The sequence below is a fragment of the Geobacter anodireducens genome (genome assembly GCA_001628815.1).
GTDB lineage: Bacteria > Desulfobacterota > Desulfuromonadia > Geobacterales > Geobacteraceae > Geobacter > Geobacter anodireducens.
Genome location: CP014963.1, coordinates 1,704,710 through 1,723,098 on the forward strand (window position 1 = coordinate 1,704,710; position 18,389 = coordinate 1,723,098).

16 protein-coding genes, 1 tRNA gene and 3 pseudogenes are annotated in these 18,389 nt (G+C 61.8%); 15 read left to right on the forward strand and 5 right to left on the reverse strand.

Features of this window, described 5'->3' with window-relative positions:
- The 4 genes and pseudogenes from A2G06_07695 to A2G06_07710 all read left to right on the forward strand — a co-directional run bounded on the left by A2G06_07695 (position 1) and on the right by A2G06_07710 (position 4,486).
- Complete coding sequence (locus A2G06_07695) at positions 1-390, forward strand: hypothetical protein (protein ANA40209.1); 390 nt, start codon at positions 1-3, stop codon at positions 388-390.
- A gap of 5 nt (positions 391-395) precedes the next feature.
- Positions 396-1,214 carry a phosphoesterase gene (locus A2G06_07700; protein ID ANA41629.1) on the forward strand — a complete coding sequence of 273 codons (819 nt, stop codon included), beginning with the start codon at positions 396-398 and terminating at the stop codon, positions 1,212-1,214.
- A 10-nt stretch (positions 1,215-1,224) separates the two neighbouring features.
- A complete protein-coding gene (locus A2G06_07705) occupies positions 1,225-1,911 on the forward strand; it encodes an HAD family hydrolase (protein ANA40210.1) in 687 nt (228 codons plus the stop codon).
- 35 nt (positions 1,912-1,946) lie between these two features.
- Positions 1,947-4,486: pseudogene (locus A2G06_07710) on the forward strand (ATP-dependent helicase HrpB).
- An 18-nt stretch (positions 4,487-4,504) separates the two neighbouring features.
- Here the strand turns inward: A2G06_07710 and A2G06_07715 are convergent.
- Positions 4,505-5,263 (reverse strand): peptidase M23, encoded by a 759-nt coding sequence (locus tag A2G06_07715; GenBank protein ID ANA40211.1) that lies wholly within the window; start codon positions 5,261-5,263, stop codon positions 4,505-4,507.
- Positions 5,264-5,700: 437 nt separating this feature from the next.
- Between A2G06_07715 and A2G06_07720 the strand changes: the two genes are divergently transcribed.
- The 7 genes and pseudogenes from A2G06_07720 to A2G06_07750 all read left to right on the forward strand — a co-directional run bounded on the left by A2G06_07720 (position 5,701) and on the right by A2G06_07750 (position 11,616).
- The gene (locus A2G06_07720; GenBank protein ID ANA40212.1) at positions 5,701-6,039 is read left to right on the forward strand and encodes a transcriptional regulator; all 339 of its coding nucleotides are present in this window, start codon (positions 5,701-5,703) and stop codon (positions 6,037-6,039) included.
- Positions 6,040-6,077: 38 nt separating this feature from the next.
- Positions 6,078-7,490 carry a glutamine synthetase gene (gene glnA / locus A2G06_07725; protein ANA40213.1) on the forward strand — a complete coding sequence of 471 codons (1,413 nt, stop codon included), beginning with the start codon at positions 6,078-6,080 and terminating at the stop codon, positions 7,488-7,490.
- A 144-nt stretch (positions 7,491-7,634) separates the two neighbouring features.
- Entirely contained in the window at positions 7,635-8,315 is a 681-nt protein-coding gene (locus A2G06_07730) for a peptidase (GenBank protein ANA40214.1), read from the forward strand.
- A 65-nt stretch (positions 8,316-8,380) separates the two neighbouring features.
- Complete coding sequence (locus A2G06_07735; protein ID ANA40215.1) at positions 8,381-9,364, forward strand: tryptophan--tRNA ligase; 984 nt, start codon at positions 8,381-8,383, stop codon at positions 9,362-9,364.
- A complete protein-coding gene (locus A2G06_07740; GenBank protein ID ANA40216.1) occupies positions 9,361-10,167 on the forward strand; it encodes a chromosome segregation protein ScpA in 807 nt (268 codons plus the stop codon). Before A2G06_07735 ends, A2G06_07740 begins: the two co-directional genes overlap by 4 nt.
- Positions 10,154-10,738 carry an SMC-Scp complex subunit ScpB gene (locus tag A2G06_07745; protein ANA40217.1) on the forward strand — a complete coding sequence of 195 codons (585 nt, stop codon included), beginning with the start codon at positions 10,154-10,156 and terminating at the stop codon, positions 10,736-10,738. Before A2G06_07740 ends, A2G06_07745 begins: the two co-directional genes overlap by 14 nt.
- Positions 10,739-10,814: 76 nt before the next feature.
- A pseudogene (locus A2G06_07750) lies at positions 10,815-11,616 on the forward strand (extradiol dioxygenase).
- A gap of 2 nt (positions 11,617-11,618) precedes the next feature.
- Here A2G06_07750 and A2G06_07755 read toward each other — a convergent pair.
- Genes A2G06_07755 through A2G06_07765 form a run of 3 tightly spaced genes read right to left on the reverse strand, consistent with a single transcriptional unit; the run spans position 11,619 to position 13,727 of the window.
- Positions 11,619-11,828, reverse strand: a complete 210-nt coding sequence (locus A2G06_07755) for a hypothetical protein (GenBank protein ANA40218.1) — start codon at positions 11,826-11,828, stop codon at positions 11,619-11,621.
- Positions 11,828-12,124, reverse strand: coding sequence for a chorismate mutase (locus A2G06_07760; GenBank protein ID ANA40219.1), 297 nt, complete (start codon positions 12,122-12,124; stop codon positions 11,828-11,830). The genes A2G06_07755 and A2G06_07760 overlap by 1 nt, the downstream gene beginning before the upstream one ends.
- 7 nt (positions 12,125-12,131) lie before the next feature.
- Positions 12,132-13,727, reverse strand: coding sequence for an L-aspartate oxidase (locus tag A2G06_07765; GenBank protein ANA40220.1), 1,596 nt, complete (start codon positions 13,725-13,727; stop codon positions 12,132-12,134).
- A gap of 215 nt (positions 13,728-13,942) precedes the next feature.
- Between A2G06_07765 and A2G06_07770 the strand changes: the two genes are divergently transcribed.
- Both A2G06_07770 and A2G06_07775 read left to right on the forward strand, forming a co-directional pair.
- Positions 13,943-14,551 carry a lytic transglycosylase gene (locus A2G06_07770; protein ANA40221.1) on the forward strand — a complete coding sequence of 203 codons (609 nt, stop codon included), beginning with the start codon at positions 13,943-13,945 and terminating at the stop codon, positions 14,549-14,551.
- An 8-nt stretch (positions 14,552-14,559) separates the two neighbouring features.
- Positions 14,560-15,153, forward strand: coding sequence for a CDP-diacylglycerol--glycerol-3-phosphate 3-phosphatidyltransferase (locus tag A2G06_07775; protein ID ANA40222.1), 594 nt, complete (start codon positions 14,560-14,562; stop codon positions 15,151-15,153).
- Positions 15,154-15,159: 6 nt separating this feature from the next.
- Here the strand turns inward: A2G06_07775 and A2G06_07780 are convergent, their stop codons facing one another.
- On the reverse strand, positions 15,160-15,345 hold the full coding sequence (locus A2G06_07780) for a hypothetical protein (GenBank protein ID ANA40223.1): 186 nt from the start codon (positions 15,343-15,345) through the stop codon (positions 15,160-15,162).
- A 197-nt stretch (positions 15,346-15,542) separates the two neighbouring features.
- Between A2G06_07780 and A2G06_07785 the strand changes: the two genes are divergently transcribed.
- Both A2G06_07785 and A2G06_07790 read left to right on the forward strand, forming a co-directional pair.
- Positions 15,543-15,617, forward strand: a tRNA-Cys gene (locus A2G06_07785).
- A 153-nt stretch (positions 15,618-15,770) separates the two neighbouring features.
- Positions 15,771-18,385, forward strand: a pseudogene (locus A2G06_07790) (DNA mismatch repair protein MutS).
- Positions 18,386-18,389 lie beyond the last annotated feature (4 nt).

The window sequence follows — 18,389 nt, forward strand, 5'->3', positions numbered from 1 at the left end:
ATGATCACGCCGGAATCCCGCAGGAAGCTCTACACGGTTCTTCTCGCCGTCTGGGGGGGAACTATCCTTGTCCTGACCCTGATGCCGGCACCCAAGGCGGAACCGCTTCCCTTCCCCGGCTGGGACAAGGTGGAGCATGCTGTTGCCTTTGGCGCACTTGCGTGGTGTGCCGGGCGATTCCTGGTCGTGTACGGAAAATGTGTGCGCCGCTGCTGGCTCTGGGCCTTTGGCGCCACCGTGGCGTACGGCGCCCTGATCGAGGTTGCCCAGGCAACGCTGACCACGACGCGCACCGCCGAGCTGGGTGATCTGGTGGCGGACGCGGTGGGAGCCGGTCTCGTCTGTCTTCTTGCCTCCCGCAAGGGTACTGCCGGGAACAGGGAGGCATAGGAGTGATGGTTCGACACCTTATGGGGGCGATGGTTGCGGCGTCCGTTCTGGTGACGCTCACGGCAGCTACGGCAGCAGCGGAGGATATGCCCTGGTCGGGTGAATTCCTGGGCCGGGAGGCACGGACGCTCCGCGACGAGGCCGCCGCTTTCGTAACGGCACCCTTCGGCATCGATAACGGTGCCCTGTGGGGAACCCTGGCCGTGGCGGGAGCAGTGGGAGTCCTGTCGCAGTTCGACGAGGATATCCGTGACGAGGTGACAGGAACGCGCGGCCGGACTCTCGACCGGGTCACCGATGCCGGCAGTCTCGTGGGTAACCCGGTCATTCATCTGGGAGTGGCGGGTGCCGTTTACGGTGGCGGACTGCTGGCCGGTTCCCCCCGCTGGCGGGATGCGGGGCTCATGATGGGCGAGGCGGCGCTCCTGGCAGATGCCGCAACGCTGGTGCTCAAGCAGGCCATCGGCCGCGCCCGGCCCCTGACGGGCAAGGGATCGGGGACCTTTCGTCCGTTGTCATTGGAATCAGACTACGATTCCATGCCCTCCATGCATACGGCCAGCTCCTTTGCACTGGCTTCGGTCATCACGTCCACATCCGGGAGCGTGCCGGTAGGTGTCGCATCCTATGCCACCGCCGCCTTTGTGGGGTTTTCCCGCATGCAAGAGGGAAAGCACTGGGCCAGCGACGTGCTCCTGGGGGCCGCCATCGGTGAACTGGCCGGCAGGATCGTCACCCGTTACCACGCCGGCGGCGGAAATCTGGTGCTTGTGCCGGCAGTGGCGGACGGCGCTGCCACCCTTGCCCTGGTAGGGAAATTTTAGGAGGTTTTTCATGCTGTCTGCCGTCATCTTCGATTTCGACGGGATCATCGTCGATACCGAACCGCTTCACTACCGGGCGTTCCAGGCCATTCTCGAGCCGATGGGGTTCGGCTATTCCTGGGAGGCCTACGTGGAGGTCTACATGGGCTATGACGACCGGGACGCCTTCCGGGAAGCGTTCCGGGTGCGGGGCGCGGACCTGGAAGACCGCGAACTCGAAGGTCTCATCGCCCGCAAGGCGGCTGCGTTCCAAGGGATCATCGCTTCCGGCGTCACGCCCTATCCGGGGGTTGTCGAACTGATCAGGAGCATCAGGGCCAGTCGCCCCCTGGCGCTTTGCAGCGGCGCCCTCCGCTCGGACATTCTGCCGATTCTGGAGGGGCTCGGTCTTTCGAATAGTTTTGACGTCATGGTCACCGCCGACGAGGTGTCGGCCAGCAAACCCGACCCGGCCAGCTACGCCCTGGCGGTGCGGCGGCTGACAACGACCTTTCCCGATCGGCAGATCCGGCCGAACACATGCATCGCGATAGAAGACACGCCGGCCGGCATCGCCTCGGCCACGGGGGCCGGGATCGGTGTCCTTGCCGTCACCAACAGCTATCCCGCCGTGCGGCTCGGTGGTGCCCGCAGGGTCGTTGACTCCCTGGCCGATGTGAGCCTTGACGACCTGGCGGCATTGACCGGCCAGGAGTAAGGTTAGCGAGTACAACGCTTCCACCCCTCTTCCCCATGAACCGCCTTCCCGTTGACGACGTCATCCCCGACCTGCTGACGGCCCTTGAGCTGCGGAACGCCGCAGTGCTCCAGGCGCCGCCGGGGGCCGGGAAGACCACCCGTGTTCCCCTTGCGCTCCTTGACGCTCCCTGGCTGAACGGCAAACGGATTATCATGCTGGAGCCGCGCCGGCTGGCCGCGACGAATGCTGCCCGCTGGATGGCCCGCAGTCTGGGGGAGGAGGCGGGCGCCACAGTGGGGTACGCCATCCGCTTCGACCGCCGGGTGTCTGCCCGAACCCGGGTGGAAGTGGTGACCGAAGGAATCCTTACGCGCCGCCTCCAGTCCGATCCGCTCCTTGAGGGGGTCGGTGTCGTGATCTTCGACGAGTTCCACGAGCGGAGCATCCATTCGGATCTGGCCCTCGCCCTCTGCCGCGATGTTCAGGCAGGGCTGCGGGAGGACCTGCGGATCATCGTCATGTCGGCAACCATGGCTGCGGCGCCGATCGCGGCCCTGCTCGGCAACGCACCGGTCATCACCAGCGAGGGGCGAAGCCACCCCGTTGCGCTGCGGCACATGCCGCCCAACGACCGGGAGAACCTCCCCTCGGCCGTGGCGCGTGCCGTCCGGATTGCAGTGCGCGAGTGCGAAGGGGATATCCTCGCGTTCCTCCCCGGCGCCGGAGAGATCAGGCGCTGCGGCCAACTGCTCGCTGACGACCCGCCGCTGCAGGCCCCGCTGGTGGTGCCCCTCTACGGCGATCTGCCGTTCGAGGAGCAGGAGCGGGCGATCCTGCCGGTCCCCGGCCGGCGCAAGGTGGTGCTGGCAACCACCATTGCCGAAACGAGTCTCACCATTGAAGGTGTCCGCGTGGTGGTGGACGGTGGCCAGACCCGGCGGCTGCGGTATGATCCGGCTTCGGGGCTGAACCGGCTGGTCACCGAACGGGTTTCCGCCGCGTCGGCGACCCAACGGGCCGGCCGGGCCGGCCGCCTGGGACCGGGAACCTGCTACCGCCTCTGGCCAGAGCATGACCAGCAGGTGCTCCTGGCGGCAGATCCTCCGGAAATCCTCATCGCCGATCTGGCACCGCTGGCCCTCGACCTGGCACACTGGGGAGTGAGTGATCCGGCGTCCCTTGCCTGGCTCGATCCTCCTCCCGCGGGGCACTGGAGGAGGCGAGAAACCTTCTGAAGGCACTCGATGCCCTTGACGGTCGGGGGGTGATAACCGAAACGGGACGGCGCATGGCTGAGCTGCCTCTCCATCCTCGCCTGGCTCACATGCTGCTGCGCGCGGCCGAGCGCGGTCCGGCGCCTTTTGCGTGCGACGTGGCCGCGCTGCTCACTGAGCGGGACATCGTGCGTAACGCCGGGGCCGGCCAGGCCGTCGAGCGGGCCGGCTGCGACATGCTCGTCCGGGTGGAGGCCCTTGGGCAGTGGCGGCAGGGAAGAGGGGGAAGGGATCATCAGGTTGATTCTTCTGCCTGCCGGGCAGTGGACCGTGTGGCATCGCATCTTCGGCGCCTGATTGCTCCGGACGGAAAGGGGCGCGCGGTTGCGGATCCGGTCCGGGAAACGGGGCTGCTGCTTTCGTGGGCATACCCCGATCGGATCGCCCAGGCCCGCCCGGGGGGTGAGCGGCGCTATCTGCTGGCCAACGGCAGAGGGGCCCGGTTATCGGAGCGGAGTTCCCTCCACGGGGAGCAGTTGATCGTGGCCTATCTGGTGGAGCGCGGTGAGCGGGGGGACGATCTGATCCGCCAGGCGAGCGCCCTTGATCCGGCGCGGTTCCACGACGAGTTCTCCGGCGACATCATCCGCCGGCGCAGGGTGACCTGGGACGAGCGGGAAGGAAGGGTGAGCGCCCGGGATGAAGCCTGCTACGGTGCCCTCGTTCTGGAGAGCCATCCCGTCTCCGCCACGAGCGATGAACTCCGCGACGCCTTGCTGGCGGGGCTGCGCACCGGTCCGGGCATTGCGGCCCTGGGGTGGACGCCGGCTGCCAGCCAGTTCCGGGCACGGGTCCGCTTTCTTGGCCGGGTCTGCCCCGGCGACGGCTGGCCCGATCTTTCCGATGAACGACTTCTGGAAACACTCGAGGACTGGCTCGGCCCCTTTCTGGGCAAGGCCCGGAGCCGGGCCGACCTGGCGTCTCTCGATCTTTTGCCGCCGCTGAAAGCCCTGCTCTCCTGGGACCAGCTCCGCCGTCTCGACGGGGGGGCACCCACACATCTGACGGTGCCGAGCGGTTCGCGGATTCCCCTGGCGTACGATGCGGAAGGGGCTCCGACCCTGGCAGTGAAGCTGCAGGAAATGTTTGGATGCGCCGACACCCCTGCCGTGGCCTGGGGGCGGGTGCCGGTGGTGGTCCACCTCCTGTCCCCTGCAGGGCGTCCCCTGCAGGTCACGTCCGATCTGCGCGGTTTCTGGAACGGGGCATATCAGGAGGTCAAGAAAGAGATGCGGGGACGCTACCCCAAGCATCCCTGGCCCGATGATCCCTGGAGCGCGGCCCCGACCCGCAGGACCAAACGGGCGGGAGAAGGGTAGCGGGAGTGGTGGCGGCAATCAGTGGTTGGTCAGCAGTATGGTTCCGTCGGCCTGGAGGATCTTGCGGATGGTGTCCGCGGCGCGGGGGGTAGGGGCGGTGCCGATCCGATCGCCCCGGGCGCCGGGCAGATAGGATGATGTGACGTTCATGTCGCCCCGCCAGGCTTCGAAGTGGAGGTGGGGCCCGGTGGATCTCCCCGTGGAGCCGGAGAGGGCGATGGTATCTCCGGCGGAGACGGTTGTCCCTTCAGCCACCGCATTCATGGAGTTGTGGGCGTAGAGGGTGATGATGCCGTCCGGGTGCTCAAGGATCACCATGGTGCCGTAGCCCGGCCGACTGCCCGCAAAGGCCACGCGCCCCGGTGCGATGGCCCTGACCGGGGTCCCCTCGGGCACGGCGATGTCAATGCCCCGGTGTTCGCGCATGGTGCCGTCGATGGGATCGTGGCGCAGCCCCACCAGGGAGGTTATCCTCCCCTGGACCGGAGGCGCCGCGGATGCGTCTGGCGGGAACGGGGTGGTCGGGCTGATTGCGGGAGATGCCCCGGTGATGCCGGTCGCCCGCAGGTGGTGCGGAACAGTGCGGCGGGTGACGGGCCGGGCTGCCTTTTTTTCGCGCAGATAGAGCGACGCCTTGCCGTTCATGGGGGCGTCGGTGAAACATTCCACGCCGTCCGCATCCACGAACCGGTAAATGTCGGCCCGTGACCGTTCGGGAGCAGTCACCCCCACCAGCGCAGCGAGCATGATGATACGCACCGTGTGTCCCTGGATCATGATGGCCTCCACTATACCTATCGGCCGGGAACAAGACAAGTTTAACCGGGCGTTGACCGTTTGCCGCTAAAGCCGGGTGCAGTGCTGTCCGGGTTTGGTTCCTTGCCTGGAGTGGCTGATGGCCGGAAGAAAGCGCGGAGCTACCCTGCAAACCATGCCGCTGAAACGGACTTTCGGGCATTTGTGCCCATTTGGTGTGCAGAGGGTATCTTGAAGTGCCTTTATTTTGTGCCACATTTTCCCCGTTTTCTTTCCGATGCCAAGCCATTCTCTTTAATATGCCGAATTTACCAATGGTTTGTATTTTTCTTTCTTCGTGGGCAGACTATTTGCTTTTATATCTTCACCAAAGACGCCGGGGGGATACGCCTTGCTTTTTGGGGGTGGTAAACCTATAATCCTCCAACTTTTCAACTATCCCAAGGGGGTGATGTGTCTTGAAAAAAGTCGAAGCGATTATCAAGCCGTTCAAGCTGGATGAAGTGAAGGAAGCGCTCAACGAAATAGGCATTCAGGGAATCACGGTTGGGGAAGTCAAGGGATTCGGCCGCCAGAAGGGACACACGGAACTCTATCGCGGTGCTGAATACGTCGTGGACTTTATCCCCAAGATCAAGATGGAGATCATTGTTGCCGACGACATCGTTTCCAAGGTGGTCGACACCATTGAGCAGGCCGCCAAGACGGGGCGCATCGGCGACGGAAAAATTTTCGTGACTCCGGTTGAAGAGGTTATCCGCATACGGACCGGCGAACGCGGCGAAGACGCGCTGTAGCATCCTATTCTATCTGTTTTCGAAAGGAGATTGTGTAAATGACGCCACAAGAGGTAGTAAGCTTCGCCAAAGAGAACGGCGCGCTGATGGTCGATTACAAATTCATGGACTTCGTGGGTATCTGGCAACACGTATCCGTGCCCATTTCGGAGTTCGGCGAAGATACCTTTGAGGAGGGTCAGGGCTTCGACGGTTCCTCCATCCGCGGCTGGCAACCCATCCACGCGTCCGACATGATCCTCCTGCCGGACCCTGCAACGGCCAAGATGGATCCGTTCATCGCCGTGCCGACCCTTTCCCTCATCTGCAACGTTTTCGATCCGATCACCAAGGAAGATTATACCCGCGACCCGCGCAACATCGCCCGTAAGGCCGAGGCGTACCTGAAGTCGACCGGCATTGGCGACACCGCTTTCTTCGGCCCCGAGGCCGAGTTCTTCATTTTCGACGACGTCCGGTACGACTCATCAGCCAACCAGTCGTTCTATGTGGTCGATTCGGTGGAGGGTGCCTGGAACACCGGTCGTGAAGAGTTCCCCAACCTGGGCTACAAGCCGCGCCACAAGGAAGGTTATTTCCCGGTTTCCCCCACCGATTCCCAGAACGACCTCCGCAACGAGATGGTCATGGAGCTCCAGAAGGTCGGCATCCGGGTCGAGTGCCAGCATCACGAGGTTGCCTCCGGCGGCCAGGCCGAAATCGACATGCGGTTCTCCTCCCTCGTCGACATCGCCGACCAGCTCCAGTGGTTCAAGTATGTCATCAAGAACGTTGCCTACCGCAACGGCAAGACCGTTACCTTCATGCCCAAGCCGCTCTATGGTGACAACGGCTCCGGCATGCACTGCCACATGTCCATCTGGAAGGACGGCCAGAACCTCTTTGCCGGCGACAAGTACGGTGGGCTTTCCCAGATGGCCCTCTGGTACATCGGTGGTATCATCAAGCACGCCAAGGCCCTGTGCGCCCTGACCAACCCGACCACCAACTCGTACAAGCGTCTGGTGCCGGGTTTCGAAGCTCCGGTTAACATGGCTTACTCCAGCCGTAACCGCTCCGCCTCCATCCGGATTCCCATGATGTCCACCAACCCGAAGGCCAAGCGGATCGAGTACCGGACTCCGGATCCCTCCTGCAACGGTTACCTGGCCTTTGCCGCCATGCTGATGGCCGGCCTTGACGGCATCGAGAACAAGATCGATCCGGGCCAGCCGCTGGACAAGGATATCTACGGGCTTTCTCCCGAGGAGCTCAAGGACATCCCGTCCGCTCCGGGAAGCCTCGAAGATGCCCTCAAGGCCCTGGAGGCCGATCACGAGTTTCTTCTCAAGGGTGACGTCTTTACTCCCGACGTAATCGAGAAGTGGATCGAGTACAAGATGGAAGCCGAGGTCAACCAGGTCCGGATGCGCCCGGTTCCCCTCGAGTTCGCTCTCTACTACGACGTCTAGTTGAGGGGGCAGCATCTGCGGCAAGCGAAAGGCGGGAGCAATCCCGCCTTTCTTTTTTGCACCGGCGGATCAGGCTGCTTCGTTGACTTTCTGTCCCATATCTGTTAGAAATGACCGATTTTACGAGGTGAAAAAGCCCCATTCATGGAAAATTTCTTTCTCAAGCTCTCCATCATGCTCGTGCCGGCACTCATGGCCATCACCTGCCATGAAGTCTCCCATGGCTTTGTCGCTGACCGCCTCGGCGACCGGACGGCCCGTTACATGGGCCGGCTCACGCTGAATCCCCTCAAGCACTTGGACCTCTTCGGCACCCTCATGGTTTTCATCGTCGGTATCGGCTGGGCCAAGCCGGTGCCGGTCAATTTCGGCAACCTGCGCAATCCGAAGCGTGACATGGTCTGGGTTGCGGGCGCCGGGCCCATTACCAACTTCGCGTTGGCCTTCCTCTCGGCCATGGCCATGCGCGGGCTGGCCGCGGCAGGCAGCATGCTGCCTGATAGTTCAGCCCTTCAGATGGCCCTGGATCCGATCGTGCTGATGCTCGCCTTTTCGGTCTACATCAACCTGCTCCTGGGCATTTTCAATCTGATTCCGGTGCCTCCCCTGGACGGCGGCCGCGTGGCCGTGGGGCTTCTGCCCCACCGCCAGGCCGAGCTCCTGGCGCGGTTCGAGCCCTACGGCATGATCGTCATCATTGTGCTGGTTTTTTTCACCAACATATTTGCAAAAGTCATCTCTCCAGTGGTGGATCTGGGCATCAGCATCCTTGCCGGTCCCCAGAGCGGTCTGGTGTACAGTGTCACGCATTTTCTGATGAGATAACGGGTGCGCGGACCCGGGGGCAAAGCGATGATCCCCCGTTGTCCCGTGCCGGCAAGGAGCCTGCAATGAGCAACAAGCGGATAGTAAGCGGCATGAGACCGACCGGCAAGCTTCACCTCGGCCATTTTCACGGGGTGCTGGCAAACTGGCGGGATCTTCAAGAGGAGTACGAATGTTTCTTCTTTGCCGCTGACTGGCATTCCCTTACCACCGAGTACGACAACACCGGCGCGATCCGCGACAACATCCGCGAAATGGTTATCGACTGGCTTGCCTTCGGGGTCGATCCTGCCAAGAGCGTGATCTTCCGCCAGAGCCTCGTGCCCCAGCATGCGGAACTCAACCTGATCCTCTCCATGATCACGCCCGTGTCGTGGCTCGAGCGCAATCCCACCTTCAAGGAGATGCAGGACAACCTCGATGCCAAGGATCTTTCCACCTTTGGCTTCCTCGGCTATCCGGTCCTCATGGCGGCGGACATCATCCTCTACCGGGCGGGAAAGGTGCCGGTGGGACACGACCAGCTCCCCCACCTGGAGATAACCCGCGAAATCGCCCGCCGTTTCAACTACCTCTACCGTGAAGTTTTCCCCGAGCCTGCGGCGCTCCTCACGGAAACCCCCAAGGTGCTCGGGCTCGACGGCCGGAAGATGAGCAAGTCGTACGGCAATTCCATCTATCTCTCCGAGACGGCCGAAGAGACCAGCAAAAAGATCATGTCCATGGTGACCGACACCCAGCGGGTCCGCCGCAGCGATCCGGGCGAGCCGGACCGGTGCGTGGCCTTCAACCTTCACCGTCTCTACGTCCCTGACGACGAACGGGCCGAAATCGTCGAAGCCTGCCGCGGTGCAACGATTGGTTGCGTGGACTGCAAGAAGATCCTTGCCCGTCATCTGGTGGAGACCCTGGCGCCGTTCCGGGCCAAGCGCGTGGAACTGGCGGCCCGTCCGGAACTGGTGGACGAGATTCTGGCCGAAGGAAGCGATCGGGCGGCCCGCGAGGCAACCATGACCATGACCGATGTCCGGGACGCCATCAGACTATGAGCGAAGGGGAAACCCTCACGCTCGGCCTTGAAGGAGCCGCTTCGCCCTACACGGTCAGGCTCGAGGTGTTCGAAGGCCCTCTGGATCTTCTCCTGCACCTCATCAAGAAGAACGAGGTGGATATCTACGATATCCCGGTATCCACCATCACGCGCCAGTACCTTGAGTACATACGCATGATGAAGGAGCTCAACCTGGAGGTGGCCGGCGATTTCATCGTCATGGCCTCCACCCTGATCCAGATCAAGTCGCGGATGCTCTTGCCGGCGCCCGAAGATGAGTCCGGCACAGAGGATGAAGAGGCCGACCCGCGGGCGGAGCTGGTGCGCAGGTTGCTGGAATACCAGCGGTACAAGGAGGCCGCGCTCACCCTGTCCGAACGGGAGTTGCTCGGCCGCGACGTGCATGTGCGGGCCGTAGCGGGGGATGAGCTTGAACCGGCCCATGAGGAGGAGCCGGCAGAGGTGGAGCTGTTCGAACTGATCGAGGCATTCCGGCGGGTTCTCGACCGGGTTTCCCAGGAGAGCTTTCATGAAGTGGGCTCCGAATCGATCACCATTGCCGAGAGGATCAACGATATCCTCACCGCTCTGGAGGGCAAGGAGTCGCTCCTGTTTGACGATCTTTTCCCCGAGGGATTCAACAGGGACTTTTTCATCGCGACCTTTCTCGCCGTGCTTGAGTTGTGCAAGCTGAAGATGGTGCGGGTCGTACAGGCGAGCCGCTACGGCTCCATCTGGATCGCGCCGGCGGTGCCGGATTCGGCGGATGCCGCCGGGGAGTTGACTGATGCACCGGCTTGAGTCCCTTGTGGAAAGCCTGCTTTTCGTTTCAGAGACACCGCTGTCTCTGGATCGTCTCTGCTCGCTGCTGGAAGAGTTTGACCGGGCCGCTATCCGCGAGGCTCTTGATCGCCTGCTGGAACGCTATGGCGGAGAGGGCCGGGGTATTGTCCTGGCTGAGGTGGGTGGCGGATTCCAATTCCGGACTCCCGCCGGCAATGGGGATGTGATCCGGCGGCTCACCAAGGCCCGGCCAGCCCGGTTCAGCCAGTCTGCTCTGGAGACACTGGCCATCATCGCCTACCGTCAGCCGGTCACCCGAGCCGAAATCGAATACCTGCGCGGGGTCGATTCGGGAGGAGTGCTGAAGACCCTGCTGGAGAAGAAGCTCATCAAGATTCTCGGCAAGCGCGATATTCCCGGAAAACCTCTCATCTACGGCACCACCCGCGAATTTCTCGAACTGTTTGCCCTGAGGGACCTGAAGAGCCTGCCGTCACTTAAGGAGATCCGCGAACTTTCCGAGTCCGCGGCATTCGAGCAGCAGGAGGAACTGCCGCTGGCAGCCCCTCCGGAAGAGGGCAGAGAGTAGTAAGTGTGGTATATGTTATATGTCGATGCGTTGCCACAGGGGGCGGCGCGGGGTCACGGGTGCCAAGGAGGATGCCATGGTACGTCAACCAGCAGTGGCCGGACAGTTCTATACCGATGACCCCCGCAAGCTCGAGGAGGAACTCGGCCGCCTGATCCGGCCCGTTCCCGCGCCGCGCCGCGCAACCGGCATCATCGCCCCCCACGCCGGCTACATCTACTCCGGTGCCATTGCCGGCGCCGTCTACGGCTCGATTGCCATCCCCCGCACCGTTGTCATTCTTGGCCCCAACACCATGCCTTGGCGCTGTCGCCTCGCTCTATCCCGACGGAGCATGGTTGTCGCCCCTGGGAGAGGTTCCGATCGAGCAGCGGCTTTCCTCGCTTGTTCTCGAACAGGTGCCCCAGGTGGAGCTCGATGCGATTGCCCACCGCTTCGAACATTCGCTGGAGGTGCAGGTGCCGTTCCTGCGCTATCTCAACAGTGACGTTGCCATTGTGCCGATGTGCCTGGGAGGCGGCGGGTATGGCTGGTGTCGCCAGGTGGGGGAGGGTCTGGCCCGGGCAATTGCCGCCTATGGCGAAGAGGTCCTGATCGTGGCGAGCTCAGACATGACCCATTACGAGTCGGCGGAGAGCGCCCGGCTCAAGGACGAGGCCGCGCTTTCGTGCGTGCTGGCGCTGGACGCCGAAGGGCTGTTGAAGGTGTGCCGGCAACGGGGCATAACCATGTGCGGTGTGATCCCGTCAACGGTCATGCTGGTGGCGGCCCGGGAGCTCGGCGCGTCCCGGGCGGAACTGGTCAGGTACGGAACCAGTGGCGATGTGACGGGGGACAACAGGCAGGTGGTTGCCTACGCGGCGGTTGCGGTCTATTAAGTCTACTCTTCCTTGGATATCCTGACTACCTGCAGAACGCCGGGCATCCGCTCCAGGGTGGGGGCGTCCAGGGTTTCCGTGTCGCCGATGACGCCGATGATGGTCCGGTTGGCGCCGGTGGACTGGTGGATGTCGAAGTTGCGGTTGATCAGATATTCCTTTATGTTCACGAGCGCCTCTTCATCGGCGCTTTTTTTCATGATGATGAGCATTATGGCTCCTTCCTGCCGTCGGATTCCCCGCGGTGCGTCATGATCCGCTCCAGGCGCCGCGATTCGTCGATGACCCGTTCGAAAAGCCGCACGATGGCGCCGTCGTCCAGGGGACCGGAGTTTTCCCGCTGCATCCGATCGAAGATCTTTTTTTCCCGTGTCGGGTCATAGACCGGCAACCCCTTGTCCTTCTTGATGGCGCCGATCTCCAGGGCAAGCCCTGCCCGCCGGTTGAAGATCCTGAGCAATTCGCTGTCCAGCCGGTCGATTTCTTGGCGAATCTGGTCAATGGTCATTGCCGCCTCAGAATTGCTTCTTGATGAAGGAATCGTGTCTGCAGTGGATGTCGTCGCGTTCCGGGTAGTTGATGGTGTAGTGAAGTCCCCGGGACTCTTTGCGCTGGAGCGCGCATTTGACGATGAGCTCGGCCACGGTGGCGATGTTGCGCAGCTCGATCAGGTCGGAAGTGACGGTGAAGTTCCAGTAGTAGTCCTCGATTTCCTCCTGGATGAGGCGGATGCGCCGCAGGGCGCGCTCCAGCCGCTTGTCGGAGCGGACGATCCCCACGTAATTCCACATGAAGCGCCGTATTTCATCCCAGTTCTGGGAGACGACCACCATTTCGTCACTGTCCGTGGCAGTGCCTGAATCCCATCCGGGGATGACCGGGAACTCGAAGTGGTTCTGCCGCAACTCCTCCACTGCGTGCTGAAAGGCGCGTCCGGCATAGACCGCGGCCTCAAGCAGGGAGTTGCTCGCCAGGCGGTTTGCCCCGTGCAGGCCGGTGAAGGCGGCTTCGCCGATGGCATAGAGGTAGCGGATATCGGTTTCGCCGTTGGCATCCACGGCAACCCCGCCGCAGAGATAGTGGGCTGCGGGAACCACCGGGAGCGGATCCTTTGTCATGTCGAGCCCGAATTCGAGGCAGGTCTGGTAGATATTGGGGAAGCGGTTTCTGACGTACTCGGGGTCCTTGTGGGTGATGTCGAGGAAGACGCAGTCATCACCGTGGGTCTTCATCTCGTTGTCGATGGCCCGCGCCACGATGTCACGGGGGGCAAGGTCCTTGAGCTTGTGATATTTTTCCATGAACGCGGTGCCGTCGCGGCGCCGCAGGATCGCCCCTTCACCACGCACCGCCTCGGATATGAGGAACGATTTTGCGTGGGGATGGTAAAGAGTGGTGGGGTGGAACTGCATGAACTCCATATTGGCGATGGTGGCGCCGGCCCGGTAGGCCATGGCGACGCCGTCGCCGGTTGCCACGTCGGGATTGCAGGTGTAGAGATAGACCTTGCCCGCCCCGCCGGTGGCAAGCAGGGTGATCTTGGCGGCGAACGTTCTCACGACATTGTCTTCGATGCCGAGAACATGGGCGCCGAGGCAGCGGTTGGGGGCCACCCGCTTGCGGGTCACTTTCGCCTCGGTGATGAGGTCGATGGCGATATGGTGTTCGTAAATGCGGATGTTTGGGTTTTCCCGGGCCGCCACCACCAGCGCCCGCTCGATTTCGCGGCCGGTGACGTCGTCGGCGTGCAGGATGCGCCGCTGGCTGTGCCCACCCTCGCGGGTCAGGTCGAAGGCTTCGCCGCTGCGGGTAAACTGCACTCCCCATTCGATCAGGTTCCGGATGACCTTCGGGCCTTCCTCCACCACCATCCTGACCACGTCTTCATGGCAGATGCCCGCGCCTGCGACCAGAGTATCTTCCACGTGGGCGTCAAAAGTGTCGTCCTGGGAAAAAACCGATGCGATCCCACCTTGGGCATAGTTGGTTGCCGACTCGGTTACTTCGCGTTTTGTCACTATGGCGACGGTTCCATGACGCGCTGCCTGGAGCGCGAAGGAAAGTCCGGCGATTCCGCTGCCGATGACCAGAAAATCGCTCTCGATCTTCATTGCTTGTCTCCTAGAAGGGAAAGGGAAAGGTAGCTGCGGGGCTAGTGTGTAAACGGCATAACTGGGCGATTATTCTCCCCCGTCTGTGGTTTGTCAAGGTATTTTGGGCGCTTGGACGATGTGTGGCTCCCTTGGGGTTGCATTGGTGAGCGCGTTGGTCTATATTTTGAATGGCTTTACGCAGCGGTGCATGCCATATCCGCTGTGGAGGAGTAATGACAAAGACGTTCACGATCGTGGTGCTGGCAGTGGCGATGATCTGTTCTGCAGGAATCGCACCGGCCCTGGCCGACATCTACCGTTACGAGGACGAAGATGGGGTTGTCCATTTCACTGATGCCCCCACCGATAAACGCTTTAAGGTGTTCATGCGCGACATCAAGCGCGACAAGAAGCTCCGGACCACCTTCCGGTTGGCGAACTGCGTCCGCGACCCCAGGGAGTTCGAGCCGATCATCGATCAGTGTGCCCTTGAATACGGTGTCGACCGTTCTCTGGTGAAAGCGGTGATTCACGCCGAATCGGGCTACAACCCCAATGCCCTGTCCCCCAAGGGGGCCAGCGGCCTGATGCAGTTGATGCCGAAAACGGCCAAGGACCTGAAGGTTGCCAACTCCTTCGATCCCAAGGAGAACATCAAGGGGGGGGTGCGCTATCTCCGCTTCCTTCTGGACACCTTCAAGGGGGATGTGGCTCTGGCCCTGGCCGCATACAATGCCGGCATGTCGCGGGTGGCCCAGTACGGAGGCGTCCCCCCGTACCAGGAAACCCGCACCTATATTGACCGGGTGCTCAGCTACCAGAAATCCTATCAGACGAATTGAGACAACCAATGGCCCCCGAAACCGCCAGCCCCATCTGGAACCTGCCCAATATCCTCACCCTTGTCCGGATCGCCCTGATTCCGGTCATGGCAGTACTGTTGCTTTCTCCCTCGAAAGAGGCGGGCTTCTGGGCGGCTGCGGTCTTTGCCATCGCCTCGGTCACCGACTGGTTGGACGGCTACCTGGCGCGCAAGATGGAGATCGTTACGGTATTCGGCAAGTTTCTCGATCCCATTGCCGACAAGCTGATGGTAATGGCTGCCCTGATCATGGTTCTTCCCTTTGGTAGAATCCCCGCATGGATGGTGCTGGTCATCCTCGGCAGAGAAATCATCATTACGGGCCTGCGCGGCATCGCCTCCACCGAGGGGATCGTCATCCCGGCCAGTGATCTGGGTAAATTCAAGACCATCTTCCAGATCGTGGCCATCCTCGGCATTCTGCTCCACTTCGATTACCACTGGTTCTTCGGCATCGATCATCCCTATCTTTACGTCAACATGCATAACGTGGGGATGTTCTACCTCTGGATCGCCACCATCATCACCATCTGGTCCGGTGTCGACTATCTCGTCAAGTTCACCAAGGTCATCGCCCGCTAGCGGGTGCTATTTATCCAACTGTACCGGTTCGCAGACATTGTCGGCCGAGTTTGCCTCGGCGCCGCACATGAAGCAGGATACCGTGGGGGACGATGTCAGGTGTTTTACCTCGTCCATGAGTCCCTTGCTCTTGAGGACACAGAGATGCCCCTGATGTTTTTCTCCGCAACTGCATGTCGTGTGTTCAGCCATGATCCGTTTCCCTTTCTCTATGGTGCCGTTTTCGTTTGACGTTTGAAACGCCCCCGATGGGGGTGCATTTTTTCACGCAAAGCTGCTGCCTGTCAAGCCGGCATCCCGGAGAGGGCCCTGGCTGGCTCATCGATGCCATTTTTGGCGTTGACAGGAGGTGACAAAACCGGTATAAACCAAAGTCCGATTCGATGATCGGCGGCGTCGCCAAGTGGTAAGGCAAAGGTCTGCAAAACCTTTATTCACCGGTTCAAATCCGGTCGCCGCCTCCAATATGCAAAAGGGGCTAGCTCATGCTAGCCCCTTTTTTGCTTTTGGCTAGGGACCGGCCGTGGAACCTGATGATAAAGGGGGTTTCGGTTTTGCAACGGACGGCTTTTTCTGCTACGATGCCCCATCAATTCCACCAGCAGCAAGGTTTTCCCATGTCCGAACTTACTCCCATGATGCGCCAATATCTGGAGATCAAGGCCGATCACCCGGACGCAATCCTCTTTTTTCGTCTGGGCGATTTCTACGAGATGTTCCTTGACGATGCGGTCAAGGCGTCGCGCATCCTTGACATCACCCTGACCTCGCGCAACAAGGGGGGCGACGGTGCTGACATTCCCCTCTGCGGCGTCCCTTTTCATTCAGCGGCACCGTATATCGCCAAGCTGGTCGAGGCGGGCGAGAAGGTTGCCATCTGCGAACAGGTTGAGGACCCCAAAAGCGTCAAGGGGATCGTTAAGCGGGAAGTGGTCAAGGTGGTTACTCCCGGCCTGGTGATCGACGCCGAGAGCCTTTCTCCCAAGGAGAACAATTATCTGTTGTCACTTTTCCCCGGCACGGCCCGCTGGGGCGTTGCCTACCTCGATCTCTCCACCGGTGATTTCCGCGTAACCGAAACCGATTCCGCCGATGCCGCGTGGGCGGAGGTGGCCTGCGTCAACCCCCGTGAAATCCTGATGCCACTCTCGTTCAGGGACGGCGGGGCGGGGAATGAGCGCCCGGACCTGGCGGCGGGGCGGATGCTCAGCTATATTGACGAATGGGTGTACGATGCCGAGTATGCCGAGCGGATGGTGCGCAATCATTTCGGGGTCGCCTCCGCGGAGGCGGCTGGGTGCGGCGGCATGGACTGCGGCCTCCGGGCCGTTGCCGCGGTGCTCCACTATCTGCAGCAGACCCAGAAGGGGGACGTTCGCCACATCAGCCACCTTCTGGCCTACCGAACCCAGGAGTTCCTGGTGCTGGACGAATCCTCCCGGCGCAACCTGGAGTTGAACGCCACCCTCGGCGATGGGAAGCGGCGCGGCTCTCTCCTCGGTTTGCTGGACCGGACCGTGACGGCCATGGGGGGGAGAAAGCTTAAGCAGTGGATTAATTATCCTCTTGTATCTATTGAAAAAATAAACGAACGGCTTAATGCGGTCGAGGAGTTGACCGCTGATGCCGAGTTCAGGCAGGGAATCCGGGCAGCCCTTGATGGCGTCTATGACCTGGAGCGGCTCAACGGACGGATCAGCCTCGCTTCTGCTTCTGCCAAGGATCTGGTTGCCCTGCGCGCTTCCCTGGTACGGTTGCCGGCGCTTCTCGCCCTCCTGGCGCCGTCAGCCTCAACGCTCCTGGCCAGGCTGCGGGACGGGATCGATCCCCTCGCTGACGTGGAGGAACTCATCGGCCGTGGCATCGTGCCCGATCCTCCCTTTGTTCTCCGTGAGGGGGGATCATTGCGCAAGGGTACCACCCTGAGCTTGACGAACTGCGCAGCATCAGCCGGGAAGGGAAGGGGTTCATTGCCCGCCTGGAAGCCCAGGAAAAGGCGCGCACCGGTGTTTCTTCGCTCAAGGTCCGCTACAATAAGGTGTTCGGTTACTACATCGAGGTGACCAAGTCGAACCTGTCGGCCATCCCTGACGACTACATCCGGCGCCAGACCCTGGCCAATGCCGAGCGTTTCATCACGCCGGAGTTGAAGGAGTACGAGGAAAAGGTGCTCGGGGCCGAAGACAGGATCGTGGAGCTGGAATACGCGCTCTTCCAGGAGATCCGCCAGCGGGTGGCGGCCCAGGGGGAGCGGATCGCCCGCACCGCGGACCGGCTTGCGGCCCTGGACGTGCTGGCGGCCCTGGCCGATGTGGCCCACGACCATCGCTATGTCAGGCCCACGGTGGACGAAGGGGACGCCATCCTTGTCACCGGCGGCCGCCATCCCGTGGTGGAGGCCCTGAACCGGTCCGAGCGGTTCGTTGCCAATGATGTGCAGCTCGACAACGGGGAAAACCAACTGGTCATTATCACCGGCCCCAACATGGCCGGTAAATCGACCTTCATGCGCCAGGTGGCCCTGATCGTTCTCATGGCCCAGACAGGGTCCTTCGTGCCCGCCGACGAAGCCCGCATCGGCGTGGTCGACCGCATCTTCACCCGGGTTGGCGCGTCGGACAACCTGGCGCGGGGCCAATCGACCTTCATGGTCGAGATGATGGAGACCGCGGCGATTCTGCGCAATGCAACGCCGCGCAGCCTGGTCGTGCTCGATGAGATCGGCCGGGGAACTTCTACCTTTGACGGGGTTTCCATTGCCTGGGCCGTGGCCGAGTATCTGCACGACACGGAGCGGTGCGCGGCAAAGACCCTCTTTGCCACCCACTACCACGAGCTGACCGAGCTTGCGGTGACGCGCAGCAGGGTAAAGAACTGCAACGTTGCGGTGAAGGAGTGGAACGATCAGGTAATCTTTCTCCGCAAGATCGTCGAGGGAGGGGCCTCCCACTCCTACGGCATCCAGGTGGCCCGCCTGGCCGGACTTCCGCAGGAGGTCATCGAGCGGGCCAAAGAGATTCTCCACAACCTCGAAAAGGGAGAGTATGCCGAGGGGGGCATACCGCGTATCGCCCGGGGTAAAAGGGCCGGAACGCCAAAACCGTCGCCGCAGATGTCCCTCTTCGACCAGGGTGATGACCTGCTGCGCCGGCGGATTGCTGGTTTGAATATTGCAGCCCTTACCCCCCTTGAAGCGCTCAATATTCTGGACGAGTTGAAAAGGATGGTCTGAGGTC